This window comes from Sphingomonas insulae (assembly GCF_010450875.1).
Taxonomy (GTDB): Bacteria; Pseudomonadota; Alphaproteobacteria; order Sphingomonadales; family Sphingomonadaceae; genus Sphingomonas; species Sphingomonas insulae.
The window spans coordinates 1,714,179-1,733,015 of sequence record NZ_CP048422.1 but is presented as its reverse complement, the minus strand read 5'-3'; the positions used below and the strand labels follow the sequence as shown (position 1 = coordinate 1,733,015).

The following is an 18,837-nucleotide window of genomic DNA, read 5'->3' as shown; positions in this document are numbered from 1 at the left end:
GGCGATGACGGTGGTTCAATCTGGTCGAAAACCGCTCTAGTGGCCCCAGTCCCACAGATGGGCCGACCATTCCCGTATCCCGGCGGCCCGATCGGCGAACCAGCCGATCAGCATGTGCCGGTATCCCCCGTCCAGAAACACGCTGTCGGCCAGAATGACCGTCATGACGACGGCGGTCCACAGCACGCCGCGGTGCATCGGTTCGGGTGGGCAGACCAGCTTCACCTCGGTCGCGCGCCGCTGCGCCAACCGCCGTTCCGGACCTGCATAGGCCGCCGACGACGGCGCAACGCGCCGCTCTATGCGCCGACGATCGTTGGGGAAGTGATACGGCACCATCATGCCTCGAGCGAAACGAGCGCGGCTTGTCGCACGGGAACGGTTTACAAATCGTTCGTTCGGGACGTTGCGATCACGACGGCGGCACTACCGGATTGGTAGCGGAGGAGGGACTTGAACCCCCGACCCCAGGATTATGATTCCCGTGCTCTAACCAGCTGAGCTACTCCGCCCCGCCGTGTGAGGGCGCGCCTATAAGTGGGCGATGGCGCGTCCGTCAAGCGAACATGTGCCGCGAAAGTGCCTCCCACGGTCCGCCGCGATACCACCATGTCGCGAGACCCACGATTTCCACGTCCTGCGGTTTGAATTCGCGGGTCAGCGCGGTGAGCAGCAGCTTGGCGATGTTCGGCTGCACCTTGTTCTGGATGGTCACGTGCGGGCGCCAGCCGCCGGCATCCTGCGGCGTCAGCAGACCGGTGAATGCCTCGGCAAGGTCGCGGCGGATCGCGACCAGTTCCGGCGATTCGATGCGATAGGCGACGCCGCGGCCAAGCGACATGAGGCCGCCCACCCGTGCCTGCGGCGCCCGCTGGCCACGGGTCTGTTCGGACAGGCGATGCTTTAGTTCGGCTTCCGCCGACGGGGGCAAATGGTGGAACAACGTCAGGTGTGCCGCCAGCTGGTTGCGTTCGGGCGGGAAGTGCGCGGCACGTTGCGCATCGAACCACCCCTGGTCGCGGCGGCCGAACAGCGCGGTGACGATGATCGGCGCGGGAGGCGAACCGGCGCTCAAATCTCGACCTGACTGCCGAGTTCGACGACGCGGTTGGTGGGCAGGCGAAAGAATTCCATCGCGCTTTCGGCGTTGCGCAGCATCCAGGCGAACAGCTTTTCGCGCCATAGCATCATGCCCGGCCGTTCGGAGGGGAGCAGCGTCTGCCGGGACAGGAAGAAGCTGGTGTCCATCATCTTGAAGTCGGCGCCGCATTCGTGGACCCGCTTCAACGCCGCCGGCACGTCGACCTCTTCCATAAAGCCGTAGCGCAGGACGAGGCGGTAGAAGCCCTCGCCCATCGCGTCGTTCATCGCCCGCTCCGCCTCCGGCCAATAGGGCTGTGCGACGATCTTGACGGTCAGCAGGATGACGCGCTCGTGCAGCACCTTATTGTGCTTGAGGTTGTGGAGCAGCGCGTGCGGCACGCCGTCGGCCGACGAGGTCATGAACACCGCCGTCCCCGGCACGCGGCTGGCGGAATTGGCGGCGGAGGTGATGAACACCTTGATCGGCATCGCCGCCTCGTGCAGCCGCTCCATCATCAGCTTGCGCCCCTTCGACCAAGTGGTCAGGAAGGTGAAGACGATGAAGCCGACCATCAGCGGGAACCAGCCGCCGTCCGGCACCTTGGTGAGGTTCGCGGAGAAATAGGCACCGTCCACGAGGAAGAACACCGCCAGCAGCGGCGCGGCGGCATAGAGCGGCCAGTTCCACAATCGGGTGAGCGCGACGCCGAGCAGGCAGGTGTCGATGAACATCGCCCCGGTCACCGCGATGCCGTACGCCGAGGTAAGGTTCGACGAGGTGCGGAAGAACAGCACCAGCAGGATCACCATCACCATCAGCATCCAGTTGACGAGCGGGATGTAGATCTGGCCGGCGGTCGCGGCACTGGTATGTTCGATGCGCAGGCGCGGCATGAACCCGAGCTGGATCGCCTGTTGCGTCACCGAAAACGCGCCGGAGATCACCGCCTGGCTGGCGATGATCGCGGCCATCGTCGCCAGGATCACCAGCGGCAACTGCAGGCTGTCCGGCGCCAGCATGTAGAACGGGCTGCGCAGCGCCTCCTGCCCCTCGCGGAACAGCAATGCGCCCTGCCCCAGATAGTTGCACATGAGCGCGGGGAGGACGAACACCAACCACGACAGGCCGATGGGCTTGCGGCCGAAATGCCCCATGTCGGCATACAGCGCCTCGGCCCCGGTCACCGCCAGCACCACCGACCCCAGCGCCAGAAAGGCGCGGACCGGATCGAGCAGGAAGAATTCGACGGCATGGTGCGGCGAGAAGGCCCAGAGCACCTCGGGCGTCTGGACGACGCTGATGAGGCCGAGCACGGCGATCACCGCAAAATAGACCAGCATGATCGGCCCGAATACCAGCCCGATCCGCGCGGTGCCGCTCTTCTGCACCCAGAACAGGGCGATCAGGATGGCGATCACGATCGGCAGGACCAATCCGCCGAACGCCGGTGCCGCGACGGCGAGGCCCTCGACGGCGCTGAGCACGGTGACAGCGGGGGTGATCATCGAATCGCCGTAGAACAGCGAGGTCGCGAACACGCCGAGCAGAATGATGCCGGTCGACCACCGCCTGCTCTTCGTCCGCCCGGACACCAGCGCCAGCAGTGCGAGGCTGCCGCCCTCGCCCTTGTTGTCGGCGCGCATGATGATGGCGACGTATTTGATCGTGACGACGATCATCATCGACCAGAACATCAGGCTGAGCACACCCATGATGTGCAACGGATCGAGCGCCAGCTGGTGATGGCCGGCGAAGGTTTCCCGAAAGGCGTAGAGCGGGCTGGTGCCGATATCGCCGAAGACGATGCCGATCGCCCCCACCGCCAGCTTGATCATGCCATCGGCGTGATGGCCGTGATCCTCGCCCTCGCTGCGTGCGGCGGGAAGCGCGGCCGGTACGGGAGCGCTCACGAGTGGCTCGACCGATCCGACATCATGCGAAGACCGGTGCTGTTCCCAACCTGTTCCATAACGTCGCGCCTTAGCATGGGCTGAACGAAGGGAGCAACGCCCCCGCCGTCGATCCGTACCCGCTAGGGACGGCGGAAGACCTCGCGAATCACGAAATGCGATGCGAGGCGGGTGACGCCGGGCAGGCGGGACAGCGTTTCGCGGTGGATCCGTTCGAACGTGTCGTCGCGGCGGACCTCGACGTGCAGCATATAATCCGCCTCGCCGCTCATCAGGAAACAGTCGCGTACCTCGGGTATCTCGACGATGTCGCGCTCGAACGCCGCCATGGTCTCCTCGCGCTGGTCGCGGAGCGTGACGTTGACCAGCACGACGCTGGGGTTGCCGCGCGCCGCCTTGCTGAGCACCGCGCGGAAGCCGGCGATGAGGCCGCGATCCTTGAGCGCACCGACGCGGCGATGCGCGGCACTGGGCGACAGGCCGACCGCCTCGCCCAGTTCGGCGCTGGTGAGGTCGGAATTGGCGAGCAGCTGGGCGAGGATCTTGCGGTCGAGACTGTCGAGCATCATGCAGCGTCATACCGAACAAACGTGCAAAAATATCCCGCCAAGGCGACCGCGACCGGATCAGATTGCGACCTTCTCCAGCGCATCCTCCTGTATTGCGGGCGTTGGAAGAGGAGAATGAGATGCGCATCGGCGTTCCCAAGGAAATCAAGAATCACGAATATCGCGTCGGCCTGACCCCGCCGTCGGTCGCCGAACTGGTCGCAGCTGGCCATGAGGTCGTCGTCGAGACCAAGGCCGGTAGCGGCATCGATTTCGAGGACCAGGACTATATCGACGCCGGTGCGACGATCCTGCCCGATCCCGCCGCGGTGTTCGCCGCCGCCGACATGATCGTGAAGGTCAAGGAGCCGCAGGCGAGCGAGATCGCCCTGCTGGAACCGCGCCACGTGCTGTTCACCTATCTCCACCTCGCCGCGGACAAGCCGCAGGCGGAGGGACTGATGAAGTCGGGCGCGACCTGCATCGCCTATGAGACGGTCACAGCGACGCGCGGCGGCCTGCCGCTGCTGAAGCCGATGAGCGAGGTCGCGGGCCGCATGTCGGTGCAGGTCGGCGCGCATTACCTGGAGAAGGAACAGGGTGGCCGCGGCGTGCTGCTGGGCGGCGTACCGGGCGTGGCGCCGGCGAAGGTCGCGATCCTCGGCGGCGGCGTGTCGGGCGTCAACGCGGCGCAGATGGCGGTCGGCATGCGCGCCGACGTCACCATCTACGACATCTCGAACGATCGGCTGGCGGAACTCGACATGTTCTTTTCCAGCCAGATCAAGACCGCCTATGCCAGCAAGGCGGCGATCGCCGCGGCGGTGAAGAACGCGCATCTGGTCATCGGCGCGGTGCTGGTGCCGGGAGCGGCGGCGCCGAAGCTGGTGACGCGCGAGATGGTCAAGACGATGAAGCGGGGCGCGGTGCTGGTCGATATTGCGATCGACCAGGGGGGCTGTTTCGAAACCAGCCACGCCACGACGCACGAGGACCCGGTGTTCGAGGTGGACGGCGTGATCCATTATTGCGTCGCCAACATGCCGGGTGCGGTCGCGCGCACGTCGGCATTCGCGCTGAACAACGCGACGCTGCCGTTCGCCCTGAAGCTCGCCAACCTGGGCGCGGAAGCGGCGATGCAGGCCGATCCGCACCTCGCCAACGGCCTCAACGTCTACAAGGGCAAGATCGCGTTCAAGGCGGTCGCCGACGATCTGTCGCTGCCCTATGAGGCGTGGCAGGGCTGATCCGGAACGGATACGGAACACGATGGTTGAAGCCTTCGAACCAAGGAAGGCTTCAACCATGTCCGAACCCGAAAACCCGAAGACCCACCCGACGTCCAACGCCGAGAAGAACCCGGACGACTGGACGACCGGCGACGAGGCGATGACCGGTGCGCAGGCGAGCTATCTGAAGACGCTGAGCGAGGAAGCCGGCGAGCCGTTCGACGATACCCTGACCAAGGCCGATGCGTCGAAGCGGATCGATGCCCTGCAGGAGAAGACCGGCAGGGGCCAGTGAGGTAGCGTTCCAGCCAGCCCTATTATTCTCTTCCCCCTCCTCTCTTCCCGCGGAAGAGGACGAGGGGGCAGTCACTCCCGATCCTGATGACGAGATCGAACCGCCCTTCAGCGGCCCTGTTCGGCGAGCAGGCGATCGATGAGCATCAGGCGAACCGCGATATCGCGGCGGTAGGATGCTCCCCTGGGCGACAGCGCCAGCGCCCTGGCCCATTCCGCCCGCGCGGCGGCATAATCGTTGGCCCGGACCCGAGCCAGACCCAGGAAGAAGTGCGGCGCCGGGTGCAGCGGCGCGACCCGGATCGCCTGATCGAAGGCGAACACCGCCGGCGGCGATGGCTGATTGCCGTCGTGCGCGGCGAGCGCGGTACCCAGCGCGGTCCACAACATGACGCTGCGCGGATAGCGGTTCAGACCGCCGAGGATCGCGCGGACGGCCGAACGCTGGTCACCGGCCCGCGCCATCGCATCCGAGGCAGTCAGATAGGCGGCGTCGGCCGTGAACCGCCCCAGCATCCGTTCGCGCAGATCGACCAGCGCGGGATCGTCCGCCAGGCGTATCGCATCGGGCCGCGCGCCACTTGCCGGCAACATCGGCGAGCCTTGCCAGGCATACCCCGCCGCGCCGAGCATCAGCGCCGCACCGACCATCGACCGCAGGACGCGGTTCACCCGCAGCAGGATCAAAGCGGCGGCGATTTCCACCGCGATCAGGATCAGGATCAACCAGCCCATCAGCGCGCCCGGCGCCGGAAGCTGGACCGGGCGATCAGCGCGCCGACCACCAGCAACGCGATCGGCGCGAGCCACAGCGGCCAGGTCGCAGCGCCGAACGGCGGATCGTAGGTGACGTAATCGCCATAGCGTTCGACCAGCCAGGCCCGGATCGCATCGGGCTTTTCGCCCGCGGCGATGCGGCTGCGGACCAGCGCGCGCATGTCGCCGGCCATGCTGGCGTCGCTATCGGCGATCGATTGGCCCTGGCAGACCACACAGCGCAGCGTTGCCATCAGATCGCGGGCCTGCGCCTCCTGCGCCGGGTCGCGCAATTGGGTATAGGCGAGCGCGGCCGGCGGCGTCGACGGATCGGCCGTCGCAGGGGCGGCGGCGACGAGCATGGCGAGGAACAGCGCCCGTTTCATCGCGCGTCCCGGATCGCGGCGGCAATGGTCGCCACGTCGTCGGCACGGATGTCGCCGACGTGCTGCAACACGATGCGTCCGCGGCCGTCGACGACGAAGCTTTCGGGCACGCCCGACGAACCGAGTGCGAGCTGCACCGCGCTTTGCCGGTCATCGCCGATCCGGTCGTAGGGGTCGCCGTTGCGGCGGAGGAAGTCGCGCAGGGCGGGTGCGGTGTCGCGGATGGCGATGGCGTCGATGGGAACGCCCATCGCCTTCAGCCGGAGCAGCTGCGGCGATTCGGCGGCACAGGGAATGCACCAGCTGGCAAAGATGTTGAGCAGGCGCGGCTGGCCGTTGCGAAACGCGGCGGCGGACAGGCCGGGCTTGTCCGCGGCGATGGCCGGCAGCGCGAAGTCGGGCAGCGGCTTGCCGACCAGCGCGGAGCGGACGACGCGGTCGGCGGGCTTGAACAGGCCGCCAGCGACGATCGCGAAGAGCAGGGCGAACGCCACGAACGGCGTCCAGATCAGCCAGCGCCTCATGCACAGCCCTCCCGCACCGCAGTGCGGCGTTCGCGGCGCCAGCGACCGACCAGCGACAGCGCGCCGCCGAGCGCGATCAGGACGCCGCCCAGCCAGATCAGCGTCACGAATGGCTTCCACCACAGTCGCAGCTGCCAGCGCCCCTGCCCGTCCGCCTGGCCGAGCACCGTATAGAGCTGGCCATCCCATTGGGTGGCGATGGCGCTTTCGCTGGTCGTGGTGACGGGATCGGAAAAATAGCGCGACTGCGGGCGCAGCACGATGGTGTCGCCGTCGCGCGTGGCGCTGAGCCGCGCCTCCAGCGCCGACCAGTTCTGGCCGACGACCGGCTTGATGCCGTCCAGCTTTACCACATAGGGGCCGACGCGGACGGGCTGGCCGACGGTGGCGGCGACCAGCGTCTCGGCGGTGTAGGCGCTGTCGCACGCCATGCCGGCGAGGCTGACCGCGATGCCGAGGTGCGCGACGACCATGCCCCAGGTGAACAGGGGCGTGCGCAGCAGGTTGCGGCCGACCAGCGGCAGCACGCTTGCCACCGCCAGCCCGGCGGCGAGGGCGATGCCGAACAGCGGCAGGATGCCGGGCGGTGCCAGCACGACCAGCGCCGCGCCAACGAACCCGGCCGCGGCGATCGGCCAGATCAGCCGGTCGAGCAATGCCGAGGCATCGTCGCGGCGCCAGCGCAGCAGCGGCCCGATCGCCATCGCCACCACCAGCGCCAGCGCGATCGGCCCCGCCGCCTTGTTGAAGAACGGCGGCCCGACCGACAGTTGCACGCCGAAGCTCGCCGCGATGAGCGGGTAGAGCGTGCCGATCAGGACGATGCCGAGGATGACGGACAGCAGCAGGTTGTTGATGACCAGCCCGCCCTCGCGGCTGACGAACGAGAAGGTCGTGCCGGCGCGGACGGTGCCGATGCGGGCGGCGAACAGCGCGAGCGCGCCGCCGATGTACAACGCAAGCAACACGAGGATGAAGGCGCCGCGTTCGGGATCGACGGCGAAGGCGTGCACGCTGGTGAGGATGCCGGAGCGGACGAGGAAGGTGCCGATCATCGACATCGAGAAGGCGACGACCGCCAACATCACCGTCCAGGCGCGCAGACCGTCCCGCGTGGCGAGCACGGTGACCGAATGCAGCAGCGCGGTCGCCGCCAGCCACGGCATCAGAGAGGCGTTCTCGACCGGGTCCCAGAACCACCAGCCGCCCCAGCCCAGTTCGTAATAGGCCCAATAGCTGCCGGCGGTGATGCCGAGCGTCAGGAATATCCACGCCCCCAGCACCCAGGGGCGCATGGCGCGGGCGAAGGCGGGGCCGACGTCGCGCGTCACCAGCGCGCCGACCGCGAAGGAAAAGGCCACCGAGATGCCGACGTAGCCGATGTAGAGCGTGGGCGGATGGAATGCCAGGCCGGGATCCTGCAGCAACGGGTTGAGACCGAGGCCGTTGGCGGGTGCCGGGTTCAACCGGGCAAACGGGTTCGATGCGAAGAGGAGGAAGGCGTAGAAGCCGAGCGCGATACCCGCCTGCGCGCCCAGGGTGGCGATCAGCGTGCGTTCGGGCAGCCGGCGTTCGCAGATCGCGACTGCCCCCCCGGCAAGGCCGAGGATCGTCACCCAGAGCAGCATCGACCCTTCGTGATTGCCCCAGGCGCCGGCGAACTTGTAGATCCACGGCTTGGCCGCATGGCTGTTCTCGACCACCAGCTTCACCGACATGTCGCTGGCGAGGAACAGCGCGATCAGCGCCGCCATCGCCGCGACCGCCAGCGCGCCCTGGACGATCGCCACCGGCCGCACCGCCGCGATCGGTTGCGGCTGGCCGCGGGCAAGGCCGAGTGCCGCCAACGCCAGTTGCAGCGCGGCGAGCGCGGCGGCGAACCACAAGGCGGCAAGGCCGGCTTCGGCGATCATGGTTCCAGCGTCTTGGTTTCGTGCATCTTGCCCGCCAGTTCGGGCGGCATGTACTTTTCGTCGTGCTTCGCGAGCAGGTTGGTCGCGGTGAAGCTGCCGTCGCGGTTGAATCGCCCTTCCGCGACCACGCCCGATCGTTCGCGGAACAGGTCGGGGGTGATCCCGGCGAAGGTGACCGGTGTGGTGGCGATGCCGTCGCCGACGACGAAGTGGACGGTGACGCCATCGGGGGCGCGGCGGATCGAGCCGGCCTGCACCATGCCGCCCAAGCGGACGGCGCGGTCGAGCGGCAGGCCCTGTTTCCGCACGTCGGAGGGGGCGTAGAAGAACGAGGCCTGATCCTTCAGCGCCGACATGGCGAGCAGCGCCGCGGCGACCAATGCGGCCACCCCGAGCAGCGCCAGCGTCAGCCGCTGGTGCTTGGCCTGCCACCCGGGCGCCGTCATTTCTCGGCGCGCCGCATCGCGACATAGCTGAGCGCGGTCAGCGCGGCGGCGGCGCCGATGGTGATCGCATAGGCGGCGCCGATGAACGGCCAGGCGTTCATACGCGCGCCATCCGGCGCATCCGCGCCTCCGCCTTGGTACGGGCGATCGCGGTGCGCATGCGCATCAGCACGATCGCGGCAAAGATCAGGGTGAAGCCGGCCATGGTGAAGCCCAGCGGCCACAGGATGCTGCCGGCGATGCTGGACCGGGTCAGGCCGATCGAAGGCCCCTGATGCAGCGTGTTCCACCAGATCACCGAATAGCGGATGATCGGCAGCAAAGCGGTACCGGCGATGCCGTAGAGCGCCGGGATACGACCGTCGCCACCGCGTTCCGCATCGGCCCGCGCGAGCGCCATATAGCCGCAATAGACGAAGAACAGCAGCAGCATCGAAGTCAGCCGGCCGTCCCATTGCCACCACGTCCCCCAGGTCGGCCGGCCCCAGATCGAGCCGGTGACGAGGCAGACCGCGGCGAATACCGCGCCGGGCAGCGCGATGGCGCGCGCGGCGAGGTGGCTGAGCGGATGCCGCCAGACGAGGAAGGCGATGCTGCTGATCGCCAGGCCGCTCCACCCGCCCATGCCCAGCCAGGCGGCGGGGACGTGGATGTAGAGGATGCGGACGCTTTCGCCCTGCAGATAGTCGGGCGGCGTCTGCGTCAGTCCGGCCCAGCAGCCGACCGCCAGCAGCAGCCACCCGGCGACCAGCAGCGCCGGCGTCAACGGACGGGCGAGCTTGAGGAAACGCGCAGGGTTGGCGAGGGCATGAAAGGTCGGCACGGCTGGTCCCGCCATACGAAGCTTTGCAGGCGACGTCACCCGTTAGTATCCGGCGGGCCATCGTATCGCGGGTCGCGCCCGGCGAAGCTGGACAACATGAACAACATGGGCACTCGTACGGAAACTCGCGGGGGTGACCGTTTCCGTTTCGGCGATGATCCGCGCCGGGACCGAGCGGTGGGTGATCCTTCGCCGGGCCTAGCGCGAGAACGGCATGTAGGACAGGGGGACCGGAATTACCTGTCGTTACAAAGCGTTTCCCGCGTTATCGTCCAACAGGTATCGCGAGCTTGCCCTGCGGCATCGCCGGATGCGCTGCGTCTCCCGCTCTTACGGTGCATTCCGGCACGAAGCGGGGCGCCGGAACGGGGCGGCGCAGAATGGGACCTGCCGCCCTGCCCCGCCCCCCTTTCGGTCAGCCGCGGCCGATGAGGCGTTGCGCGATCGTGTCGGCGACTTCGGCGGCGGGGCGACCGGTACGCTCGCTCTCGTCCCACACCTCGTCGAGGCGGGCGGGAATCTTGGCGATGCGCGCCATGACCTCGGCCTCGTCGCCCTGACCGAGATATTCGAGGCCGACGTTGATGATGCCACCGGCGTTGATAACGTAATCGGGCGCATAGAGGATGCCGCGATCGTGGAGACGATCGTAATCCTCGCGCGTCGCCAGCTGGTTGTTGGCACCACCCGCGACGACCCTGGCGACCAGCGTCGGGATCGTCGCCTCGGTCAGGATCGCGCCCAGGGCGTTGGGGCTGAAGATATCCGCCTCGACGCCGAGGATCGCGCCCGCGGCGACGGTGTCGGCGCCAAGCTCCGCGGCCAGCGCCCGGGCGCGGTCGGCATCGACGTCGGCGAGGGTGAGGCGGGCGCCGTCCCTGGCCAACAGCCGGGCAAGGCCGCCACCGACCGAGCCGACGCCCTGGATGGCGACGTGCACGCCCTGCATGTCGTCGGTACCAAGACCACGCTTCGCCGCCGCCTTGACGCCGAGATAGACGCCGTGCGCGGTGTACGGGCCGGGATCGCCGCCGGCGGCGCCGCTTTCGACCGGCAGGCCGCTGACGTATTTCGTCTCGCCCGCAATCACCTTCATCCGCGCTTCGGACATGCCGACATCCTCGGCGGTGACGTATTGGCCGCCGAGCGATTCGACGGCACGGCCGAATGCCTTCAGCCGATCCTCGCCGATCACCGCGCCGGGCTGGTCGGCAAGGATGACGCCCTTGCCGCCGCCAAGCGCCAGCCCGGCCATCGCGTTCTTGAAGCTCATGCCGCGCGACAGGCGCAGCGCGTCGGTCACCGCCTGATCGCCGGACGCATAATGCCAGAAGCGCGCGCCGCCGGCCGCCGGGCCGAGGTGGGTGGAATGGACCGCGATGATCGCGCGCAGGCCCGATTGCCGGTCGGTGAAGGTATGGACGCCTTCATGGCTGTCGAAATCGGGAAGATCCCACACCGAGGTCATGGCCTGCTCCGCTTGGCTGAATATTGCGAACGACGGCAATATTGTTTCGTGGATGCTTTGGCTAGCCCCGATGGCGCGCCGCGCTGCATCGGGCGAAAAAATGCGGGTGTGATAATGGGGCGACCGACGGGACTTGAACCCGCAACTTCCGGCATCACAAGCCGACGCTCTAACCAATTGAACTACGGTCGCCGCGAAGGCTGCGCCCCTAGCGGGGGTGGGTGCGGTGCGTCAAGACTGAAGGCGGGCTTTTTGCCGAAGGGGAGTTGCAGGGCGGGGGCACGCGGGAGTCATGAGACAGAATGCACCGGCATGGCCACCCTCATCCGCACTCACACCTTCCGCGGCTGTGCCGCTCCCCTCCCTCCCCCGATGGGAGAGGGAACAGGTGCCGAAGGCGGCGCCGCGTGAGGAAGGGGTGCGACGTCGCATCGAGAATCGAATGCTCGTCGTTGCGAGCAGAGCGAAGCAATCCAGAGACGGACCAGGACGCCCTGGATTACTTCGCTCCGCTCGCAATGACGGATCAGTTGATGTCAGCCCGCTCTAAAATCGCCCCTCGATCGACAGGCGGTAGCCGTTCTGGCTGGCGGTGAAGCCGGTCGCGGCAAGGCGTTGCGCGGCGGCGGGATCGGTGGGGGTGATGCGCAGCGCGGCGGTGTAGCGGCCCGCGCCGGTCAGCCGCAATTCGATGCTCTCGGTCCCGGCCTGGCTGGCGAGCGGGAGCAGCAGGGCGGCACCGTCGCAGCGAGCGATGCCGGACAGTTCGGACGGCAGCGCGACGCCGGCCGCTTCGCCGACCAGCCGGGCGCGGACCCGCCCCTCCGCCTTGTCGCATAGATCGTCGACGAAATGCACGGTGACGTTTTCGAGCGCCAATTGGGTCACCGGCAACGGCGCGAAGGCCCGGCCGGTGGGCAGCGTGGCGGTCATGTCGTCGACGCCCTGGCCATGCCGGCTGAGCGTGATCGCGCCGTGCACCACGCCGGGATCGCCATCCAGCGCGATACGGGCGCGGCCGATCAGCAACGCGAACGGCGAGACGCTGGCATCGAGCGACCCCAAGGCGAGGTCGCCGAACCGCGCCTCGTTCAGGCGGCCGTCCCAGATGCTGCCCGACACCGTGCGGGCGCTGAAGCCCTGATCGCCGAGCCCGGCCCAGCCGAGGACCAGTCGCATCGGCAGGAAGACGAGCAAGGCGACCAGCATCAACCCGCCGAACAGCGCGGCCGGGCCGGTGGCGAGCCGGATGCGCCTCATGATTCGCGCGCCCGGACGACGAAGTCGGCGGCGACGCTGCCGTCCGCATTGTCGCGCCATGCCGCCGATTCGACGAGGATGCCGTTCGCCTCCAGCCCGGCGAACCAGCGGCCGAGCGCGGCGGGCCGGCCGGCGGCGATGGTCGCATGGACACGGCCACCGGCGCTGTCCTCGACGCTGGCGAGGGCGAAGCCGGCGGCCTCTGCGCGCAGGCGCAGCGTGTCGGCGAGGCTGCCGGTCAGCGGCACGCGGCGGCCGGCGGCGCGGATCAGATCGACCTCGCTCTGCGTCGCGCCCAATCGGACGACCGCATCGGCATGGCGTTCGCGGGCGCTCGACAGACCGTCGCGGACGGGCAGGATGATGCCGCCCCAGACGATCGTCACGGCCAGCAACGCGAGCATGACGAGGATCAGGCGGCGTTCGCGCAAGGCGCGGCCGGCGAACCAGGCGCGGATGCCGCTCATGGCCGTTGCACCGTCATCTCGCCCGTCACCCTTCCGTTCGCCGATTGGAACGTCCCTGCGGTGACGGTGAAGCCCGCCGCCTCCAGCGTCCGCTTGAGATCCGTCGGCAGCGATTCACGCGCCGCACCGACGCCGATCCGCAAGGTCCCGTTCGACTGGAAATCCAGCGATGTCAGTTCCGTACCCGGCGTCGCTCGCACCGCGGCATAGACCGCGGCGACGGTGGTGCTGAAGCCGAGGCCGGGACCGCGCACGCCGGACAGGCGCTCGTCCAGCTGGCGGTCGACGTCGGTCACCGTTTCCCCCCGGGCAAGGCCGGTGCGGCCGAGCGCATCCGCCCGCACCTCCAGCGCGTCCGCGCCGAAGCTGTATTTGGCGATCCGGACGAGATCGATGGCGAGCGTCACCGCGAGGATGGCGGCGCCCAGCAGTGCGAGCCGCCGCACCAGCCCCCAGTCGATGCCGATACGGCGACGGCGCGCGAACGGTCCCTGCCGCAGGTCAAGCGGCGGCGTCGCGGTGGCATCGGCGATGGCATCGTCGAGCGTCGCGCGATCCAGCGTCTCGACCGGCGCATCGCCGACGATGACATCGGTCAGCCGCGCCTCGTCGGCGAAACCGGTCGTGCGGCTGCGCACCAGCGCCTGCCCGGCGACGATACCGCGGACATAGCCGTCGTCCGGGCGGGGCAGCAGTAGCGCGGCGGGCAGGATCGCGGCGGGATCGATCCCGTGCCCGGCGAGGTCGGTGAGCCATCCCGCCATCGCGCCCATGCCGACGACGGCGATCGGGCGTTCGCCCTCCCCCTCCGTGCCGACCGCGACGTGCAGTTCGGCGATCGGCGTCGCGCTCGCCTCTGCGACCAGCAGGCGGGCGGCGGCGACGGCTTGCGCCGGGGAGCGCGCGGGCAGGTCCGCCCAGTGGAGCGTCGCCGATTCGGCCGGGGCGACGGCGACGACGCGCTCGTCGGCGAGCGCGGGGACGCCCTCGCCTTCGGTCACGGCGCCGTCATCGCCGATGCGGCGCCATCGATAGCCCTGGGTCGCGGAGGGAAGGAACAGGAGCGTCGTCATGATTCATCGCCCCATTGCCGCGCCACGAGCCGCGCGGGAAGCCGGCTTGCGTCGATCAGCGCTCTTTCCTGCAATCTGGCGGTGCCGCTGGTGACATCGATTTCCAGCGCGAACCATGTCGAGGTCACCGCAAGGCCCGCGCCGCCCTCTGGCGTCGCACCGTTGCCGGCGGCGTTGAGGAAGGTGGTGGTGCTCTTGTAGCCCTGCGGCGGGCGACGCAGGATCAGCCCGCGCGCGGTGTCGACCGACAGCGTATCGGCGAATAGCATGGCGACCAGCGGCGCCTGTTCGGGCATCACCGTATTGATGTTGATCGACGACGTCGCGGCTACCGGCAGCGTGCAGATCCACGGGCGCAGCCGCGCGTAGATATCGGGCGTGACACCGTCGACCGCGCGCAGTTCGCTGGGATCGGCCATCAGCGTGCCGGCGGTGCGGTAGGGGATCGCTTTGGCGAGATAGGTCGGGTCTTCGGCGCCGCCCCCCTGCTGGTCCTGATCGGTGTCGATCCAGTCGGCGGTGGCGGGGGCGATACGCTCCGCGGCCTGCGCCGGGACGCCGACCAGGCGCATCAGGCGCACGAACTGCAGCCGCTGCGTAAAGCTTTGCGTCGACGTGTAGACATCGGGGCCCTGGCGGCTGACCAGGCTGTTGAGGTTGAAGCAATTGCCGCCATCGGTGACGCGCGCGACGGCGAGGCCGCCGCCGGGCAGCGGCAGGCCGTACGGCCGATTGCTCCAGCCGCTGGCCAGTGTGACCTGATCCCGGCTGGATCCCAGCATGTCGGAGACCTTGGATGTCGCCAGCGCCTCGGCCGCGCGGGCATAGCCGCGCGCCTGTTCGCCGCCCAGGGCGTTGGCGGCGAGCCGCGTGGTGAGCCGCAGGCGTTCGAGCGCGGTGCCGGCAAGGACGGCGATCATCGCGACCAGCAACAGGACGGTGAGCAGCGCGGCGCCGCGTTCGCGCTCAGGGACCATTGGGCGTCGGCGATGACGTGGGTTGCGGACCGGGCTGCTGGCCCGGCGCCGGCATGGCGCGATAGCCCGAGCCGACGAGCAGCATCAGGCGATAGGTGCTGCCATCGGTGCGGCGGAGGACGATCTCGGCCGCCTGCGGCAGCGCGGCGCCCTGCGTGCCGTCCCATCGATCGCTCCATGCACCCTTGTAGCGATAGCGGGCGGCGATGCCCGCGACCTTGTCGAGCAGCGTCACCGGCGGCAGCGGCGCGGCGCCGTCGATCATCGGATAGGCGATGCGAACCAGCGCGGCGTCCTGGATGGCATAGGCGACCTTCTGCGCGCTGGCACGCGGCGCCGCATCCACATTGGCCCAGCCGGTGCGGACGAAGCGGATCTGGCCATCGGGTTCGCCGACGAAGGCGGGCAGCCTGGTGCCGCCCTCGTCGCGTGTGGAGCGGTCGATCGCCTGGCCGAGGTCGCCGGACAGCAGCGCCGTGGTGCGGTTGAGCGCGGCGATATCGTCGAACCGCTTGCCCGTCGCGGTCTGCGCGCGGACACTGAAGGTGAGGATTGCGACCCCGGCGGCGGCGAGCATGCCGAAGATCATGAGCGCGATCATGACTTCGACGAGCGTGAAGCCGTGCTCGGCGGAACGCATTGAGTGCGTGAAGCCGCGTTCGGCGGAACGCGTTGCGGACGTGAAGCCGTGTCCGGCGGAACGCGATGAGGGCGTGAAGCCGTGTTCGGCGGAACGCGTTGAGTGCGCGAAGCCGCGTTCGGGCGCGTACCCGGGACCCGTGAAGCCGTGTGCGGCGGCGCACCCCTGCGTCATCACAGCGGGGTGTCTGCGGGGCGGATCGCGGTCGTCTGACCGACGACCTGACCGGTGCGGTTGGTCACCGCGACATCGATGCGGACAATGCTGGCGTTGCCGGTGCCGCGGACGTTGCGGACCCAGTTCCATGTCCGCCCGCCGTTGACCTCGGTGCCGGCGGTGCGGCCGGCAGTGGGGGGCTGGGCTTCGGTGACCGCGTCGTTGGCGACGTTGCGGGCAACGAGCCCGGCGATCAGGCTGTCATCGAGCGTGCCGGCGCCGCGGATGGTGGCGGTTTCGAGGCGGAGCAGCGCGAGCACCGCGAGGCTGAACACCGCGAGCGCGACCATGATCTCGATGAGGGTGAAGCCATGGTCGCGACGACGCCGGTCGTCCCTCGCCCGAAGGCGGGTATGCACAGACCCGATCGTCGTACCCGAAGGCACTGCGCCGGCGCGTCCGGTTCGTCCCCTCCACTGGGGCGAGGGTGAGGAGAAGGTCATCAGCTCGCCACCCGGACGGTCCCGTCGGCGGCCATGTCGATTACCGCGCGGGCGCCGCTGCGGGTCAAGGTCACTTGCGCCGGACGATCGGCGAGGCCGGTGGGATCGAAGACGATGCGCAGGCGACCGCTCGCCTCGCCGGTGGCGGCCTGCGTGCCGTCGGTCCAGCGTTCGACGCGCAGCGGCTTGTCCGCCATCGCCGTCCATTGGCCCGCCGCGCGTCGATCGAAGCCATAGCCACCGGCGGTCACCCAGATGCTCACCGGGCGCGCCTCGACGATCGCGGCATCGTGCGCGGCGCGGGCGCGCAGGGCGAAGCGGGCGGCCTCGTCCGCCACCCGCCCGCGCGGATCGGGCATGTTCCACACCGCCACCGCCGCCGCGAGGCCGATGATGGTCACGACCACCATCAGCTCGACCAGCGTGAAGCCGTGTTCGGCGTAACGCCGAACGGGCGTGAAGCCGTGTTCGGCGTAACGCCGAACGGGCGTGAAGCCGTCTTCGGCACAGCGCCGAACGGGCGTCGATCCGCGTCCGGCACAAGGCCGACCGGGCGACGATTTGCGTTCGGTGCGACGGCCCGTCACTGCCAGCTGGTGATATCGGCGTTGACGCCCTCGCCGCCGTCCTTGCCGTCGGCGCCGAGGCTCCAGACGTCGGCTTCGCCGTGTTGGCCGGGCGAGGCGTAGAGATACGGCCGGCCCCAGGGATCGGGCGGCAGCTTCTTGATGTAACCGCCACGCTGATATTCGGCGGCATTGACCCCGGCGGGCGCGGTGACCAGCGCCTGGAGCCCCTGCGACGTGGTCGGATAGCTGTTCATCTGGAGGCGGTACATCTCCAGCGCGCCTTCGATGGTGCTGATGTCCGATTTCGCCTTGGTGATCTTGCCCTTGTCGCCGGCGGGCAGGACGTTGAACGTGACGATCGCGGCGAGCAGGCCGATGATGACGATGACCACCATCAGTTCGACGAGCGTGAAGCCGTGCTCGGCGGAACGCCGCGGGAGCGTGAAGCCGTGTTCGGCGGAACGCGGTGGGGGCGTGAAGCCCTCCTCGTCGCGGCGGCGTGGTGTTTCCGGGTTACGCATGACATGCCTCATTGTCCGGCCAGCGTGTTGAGCTGGAGGATGGGGAGCAGGATCGATAGCACGATGGTGGCGACGATGCCGCCCATCACGACGATGATCGCGGGTTCGAGCAGCGACAGCGCCGTCGCGGTGAAACGGTCGAATTCGCGTTCGAGGTAATCGGCGGCGCGTTCGAGCATCTCGTCGAGCCGCCCGGCCGCCTCGCCCGATGCGGCGAGATAGGTGAGCAACGGCGGGAACACGCCGGTGCGACGCATTGCGGCGGACAGGCTGCCGCCGCCGCGGATCGCATCGACGATCTCGTCGGACGCGGCACGCAGGCGGCGGTTGTGGATCGTGCTGGCGGTGAGCGCGAGGCCTTCGAGCAGCGGCAGGCGGCTGGCGACCATCGTACCGAGCGTACGCGACATCCGCGCGGCGTGCAGGTCGCGCAGCAGGCGGCCGAGCAGCGGCAGGCGCAGCACCGCCGTGTCGAACGCCAGCCGCAACGCAGGATCGCGCAACGCGTACCATCCCGCCGTCGCCGCCACCGCGACGACCAGCGCCATCACCCACCAATAGCCGACGAGCAGGTCGGACAGGCCGATGACGACACGGGTGAGCAGCGGCAGTTCCTGCCCGACGGTATCGAATTGCTGCACGACCTGCGGCACGACGAACATCATGAGCGCGGTGACGACGCCCAGCGCGACGACCGCGAGGATCGTTGGATAGGCGAGCGCGGTGATGAGCTTGCCGCGGATTTCCGCCTGCCGTTCGAGCAGCGCGGCGAGGCGGTCGAGGATGGTCGGCAGGCTGCCCGAGCTTTCGCCGGCCGACACCATCGCGCGATAGAGCGGCGGGAAGCTCTTTTGTTCGCGCGCCATCGAATCGGCGAGGCGGCGGCCCTCGACGACGCCGGCGTGCACCTGCGCGACGATCGTGCGGACGCCCTCCTGCTCGGTCTGGCGGGTGATGGTGCGGAGCGATTCCTCGAGAGGCGAGACGCGGTTGAGCGTCGCCAGCTGGCGGGTGAAGAGGGTGAGCTGCTTGTTGCTCATCTTCGCGCGGCCGAGCTTGATGCCGAACAGCGGGCGGCTGGTCGCCGCGGGCGGTGCGCCGGGATCGATGCGGACGACGTAGAGCTTGCGCTTGTCCAGCGTCGCACGCGCGGCATCGATGGTCGCGGCGGCGACGTGGCCGCGCTGTTCCTGGCCGCGGGTGTCGATCGCGAGATAGTCGAAATCAGCCATGGGGGCTCCGGCGAACCACCACGGCGATTTGCATCGGAAAGGCTAATCTAATGCCCCC

The 18,837-nt window shown here is 68.8% G+C and carries 22 protein-coding genes and 2 tRNA genes; 2 read left to right on the top strand and 22 right to left on the bottom strand.

From position 1 onward, the window contains the following. Positions 1-36 precede the first annotated feature (36 nt). From GTH33_RS09785 to GTH33_RS09765, 5 genes are all read right to left on the bottom strand, one after another. Positions 37-342, bottom strand: coding sequence for a hypothetical protein (locus GTH33_RS09785; RefSeq protein ID WP_243848285.1), 306 nt, complete (start codon positions 340-342; stop codon positions 37-39). 93 nt (positions 343-435) lie between these two features. Further along, positions 436-512, bottom strand: a tRNA-Met gene (locus GTH33_RS09780). A 44-nt stretch (positions 513-556) separates the two neighbouring features. After that, positions 557-1,075: a 2'-5' RNA ligase family protein gene (locus tag GTH33_RS09775; RefSeq protein WP_163958240.1), complete on the bottom strand. Its 519-nt coding sequence runs from the start codon at positions 1,073-1,075 to the stop codon at positions 557-559. Further along, positions 1,072-2,994, bottom strand: a complete 1,923-nt coding sequence (locus tag GTH33_RS09770) for a potassium transporter Kup (protein ID WP_163958239.1) — start codon at positions 2,992-2,994, stop codon at positions 1,072-1,074. The genes GTH33_RS09775 and GTH33_RS09770 overlap by 4 nt, the downstream gene beginning before the upstream one ends. Positions 2,995-3,116: 122 nt before the next feature. Beyond that, the gene (locus tag GTH33_RS09765; protein ID WP_425543044.1) at positions 3,117-3,563 is read right to left on the bottom strand and encodes an Lrp/AsnC family transcriptional regulator; all 447 of its coding nucleotides are present in this window, start codon (positions 3,561-3,563) and stop codon (positions 3,117-3,119) included. 119 nt (positions 3,564-3,682) lie between these two features. Between GTH33_RS09765 and ald the strand changes: the two genes are divergently transcribed. After that, positions 3,683-4,789 (top strand): alanine dehydrogenase, encoded by a 1,107-nt coding sequence (gene ald, locus GTH33_RS09760; RefSeq protein WP_163958238.1) that lies wholly within the window; start codon positions 3,683-3,685, stop codon positions 4,787-4,789. Positions 4,790-4,847: 58 nt separating this feature from the next. After that, a complete protein-coding gene (locus GTH33_RS09755; protein WP_163958237.1) occupies positions 4,848-5,066 on the top strand; it encodes a DUF3072 domain-containing protein in 219 nt (72 codons plus the stop codon). Between the two features lie 107 nt (positions 5,067-5,173). Here the strand turns inward: GTH33_RS09755 and GTH33_RS09750 are convergent, their stop codons facing one another. From GTH33_RS09750 to gspF, 17 genes are all read right to left on the bottom strand, one after another. Then, complete coding sequence (locus tag GTH33_RS09750; RefSeq protein ID WP_163958236.1) at positions 5,174-5,800, bottom strand: tetratricopeptide repeat protein; 627 nt, start codon at positions 5,798-5,800, stop codon at positions 5,174-5,176. Next, positions 5,800-6,207, bottom strand: a complete 408-nt coding sequence (locus tag GTH33_RS09745; protein ID WP_163958235.1) for a cytochrome c-type biogenesis protein — start codon at positions 6,205-6,207, stop codon at positions 5,800-5,802. Before GTH33_RS09745 ends, GTH33_RS09750 begins: the two co-directional genes overlap by 1 nt. Beyond that, the gene (locus GTH33_RS09740) at positions 6,204-6,731 is read right to left on the bottom strand and encodes a redoxin family protein (RefSeq protein ID WP_163958234.1); all 528 of its coding nucleotides are present in this window, start codon (positions 6,729-6,731) and stop codon (positions 6,204-6,206) included. Before GTH33_RS09740 ends, GTH33_RS09745 begins: the two co-directional genes overlap by 4 nt. Beyond that, a complete protein-coding gene (locus tag GTH33_RS09735; protein ID WP_163958233.1) occupies positions 6,728-8,644 on the bottom strand; it encodes a heme lyase CcmF/NrfE family subunit in 1,917 nt (638 codons plus the stop codon). The genes GTH33_RS09740 and GTH33_RS09735 overlap by 4 nt, the downstream gene beginning before the upstream one ends. Then, a complete protein-coding gene (gene ccmE, locus GTH33_RS09730; RefSeq protein WP_163958232.1) occupies positions 8,641-9,090 on the bottom strand; it encodes a cytochrome c maturation protein CcmE in 450 nt (149 codons plus the stop codon). Before ccmE ends, GTH33_RS09735 begins: the two co-directional genes overlap by 4 nt. A 97-nt stretch (positions 9,091-9,187) precedes the next feature. Further along, positions 9,188-9,928 carry a heme ABC transporter permease CcmC gene (ccmC, locus tag GTH33_RS09725; RefSeq protein ID WP_208404051.1) on the bottom strand — a complete coding sequence of 247 codons (741 nt, stop codon included), beginning with the start codon at positions 9,926-9,928 and terminating at the stop codon, positions 9,188-9,190. Between the two features lie 400 nt (positions 9,929-10,328). Beyond that, complete coding sequence (locus GTH33_RS09720; RefSeq protein WP_163958231.1) at positions 10,329-11,381, bottom strand: Glu/Leu/Phe/Val dehydrogenase family protein; 1,053 nt, start codon at positions 11,379-11,381, stop codon at positions 10,329-10,331. A gap of 115 nt (positions 11,382-11,496) precedes the next feature. Continuing rightward, positions 11,497-11,573 (bottom strand) — tRNA-His (locus GTH33_RS09715). Between the two features lie 354 nt (positions 11,574-11,927). Beyond that, positions 11,928-12,641, bottom strand: coding sequence for a type II secretion system protein N (gspN, locus tag GTH33_RS09710; protein ID WP_163958230.1), 714 nt, complete (start codon positions 12,639-12,641; stop codon positions 11,928-11,930). Then, positions 12,638-13,108 carry a type II secretion system protein GspM gene (gspM, locus tag GTH33_RS09705; protein WP_163958229.1) on the bottom strand — a complete coding sequence of 157 codons (471 nt, stop codon included), beginning with the start codon at positions 13,106-13,108 and terminating at the stop codon, positions 12,638-12,640. Before gspM ends, gspN begins: the two co-directional genes overlap by 4 nt. Next, complete coding sequence (gspL, locus tag GTH33_RS09700) at positions 13,105-14,181, bottom strand: type II secretion system protein GspL (protein WP_163958228.1); 1,077 nt, start codon at positions 14,179-14,181, stop codon at positions 13,105-13,107. Before gspL ends, gspM begins: the two co-directional genes overlap by 4 nt. Further along, positions 14,178-15,158, bottom strand: a complete 981-nt coding sequence (gspK, locus tag GTH33_RS09695) for a type II secretion system minor pseudopilin GspK (protein ID WP_163958227.1) — start codon at positions 15,156-15,158, stop codon at positions 14,178-14,180. The genes gspL and gspK overlap by 4 nt, the downstream gene beginning before the upstream one ends. Next, positions 15,148-15,798, bottom strand: a complete 651-nt coding sequence (gene gspJ, locus GTH33_RS09690; protein WP_243848284.1) for a type II secretion system minor pseudopilin GspJ — start codon at positions 15,796-15,798, stop codon at positions 15,148-15,150. Before gspJ ends, gspK begins: the two co-directional genes overlap by 11 nt. A 173-nt stretch (positions 15,799-15,971) precedes the next feature. Then, a complete protein-coding gene (gene gspI, locus GTH33_RS09685) occupies positions 15,972-16,373 on the bottom strand; it encodes a type II secretion system minor pseudopilin GspI (RefSeq protein ID WP_276508908.1) in 402 nt (133 codons plus the stop codon). An 83-nt stretch (positions 16,374-16,456) separates the two neighbouring features. Further along, on the bottom strand, positions 16,457-17,044 hold the full coding sequence (locus GTH33_RS09680; protein ID WP_249054839.1) for a GspH/FimT family pseudopilin: 588 nt from the start codon (positions 17,042-17,044) through the stop codon (positions 16,457-16,459). Further along, positions 17,041-17,547, bottom strand: a complete 507-nt coding sequence (gene gspG, locus GTH33_RS09675; RefSeq protein ID WP_163958224.1) for a type II secretion system major pseudopilin GspG — start codon at positions 17,545-17,547, stop codon at positions 17,041-17,043. The genes GTH33_RS09680 and gspG overlap by 4 nt, the downstream gene beginning before the upstream one ends. An 8-nt stretch (positions 17,548-17,555) precedes the next feature. After that, positions 17,556-18,779, bottom strand: coding sequence for a type II secretion system inner membrane protein GspF (gspF, locus tag GTH33_RS09670; RefSeq protein ID WP_163958223.1), 1,224 nt, complete (start codon positions 18,777-18,779; stop codon positions 17,556-17,558). Between the last annotated feature and the right edge of the window lie 58 nt (positions 18,780-18,837).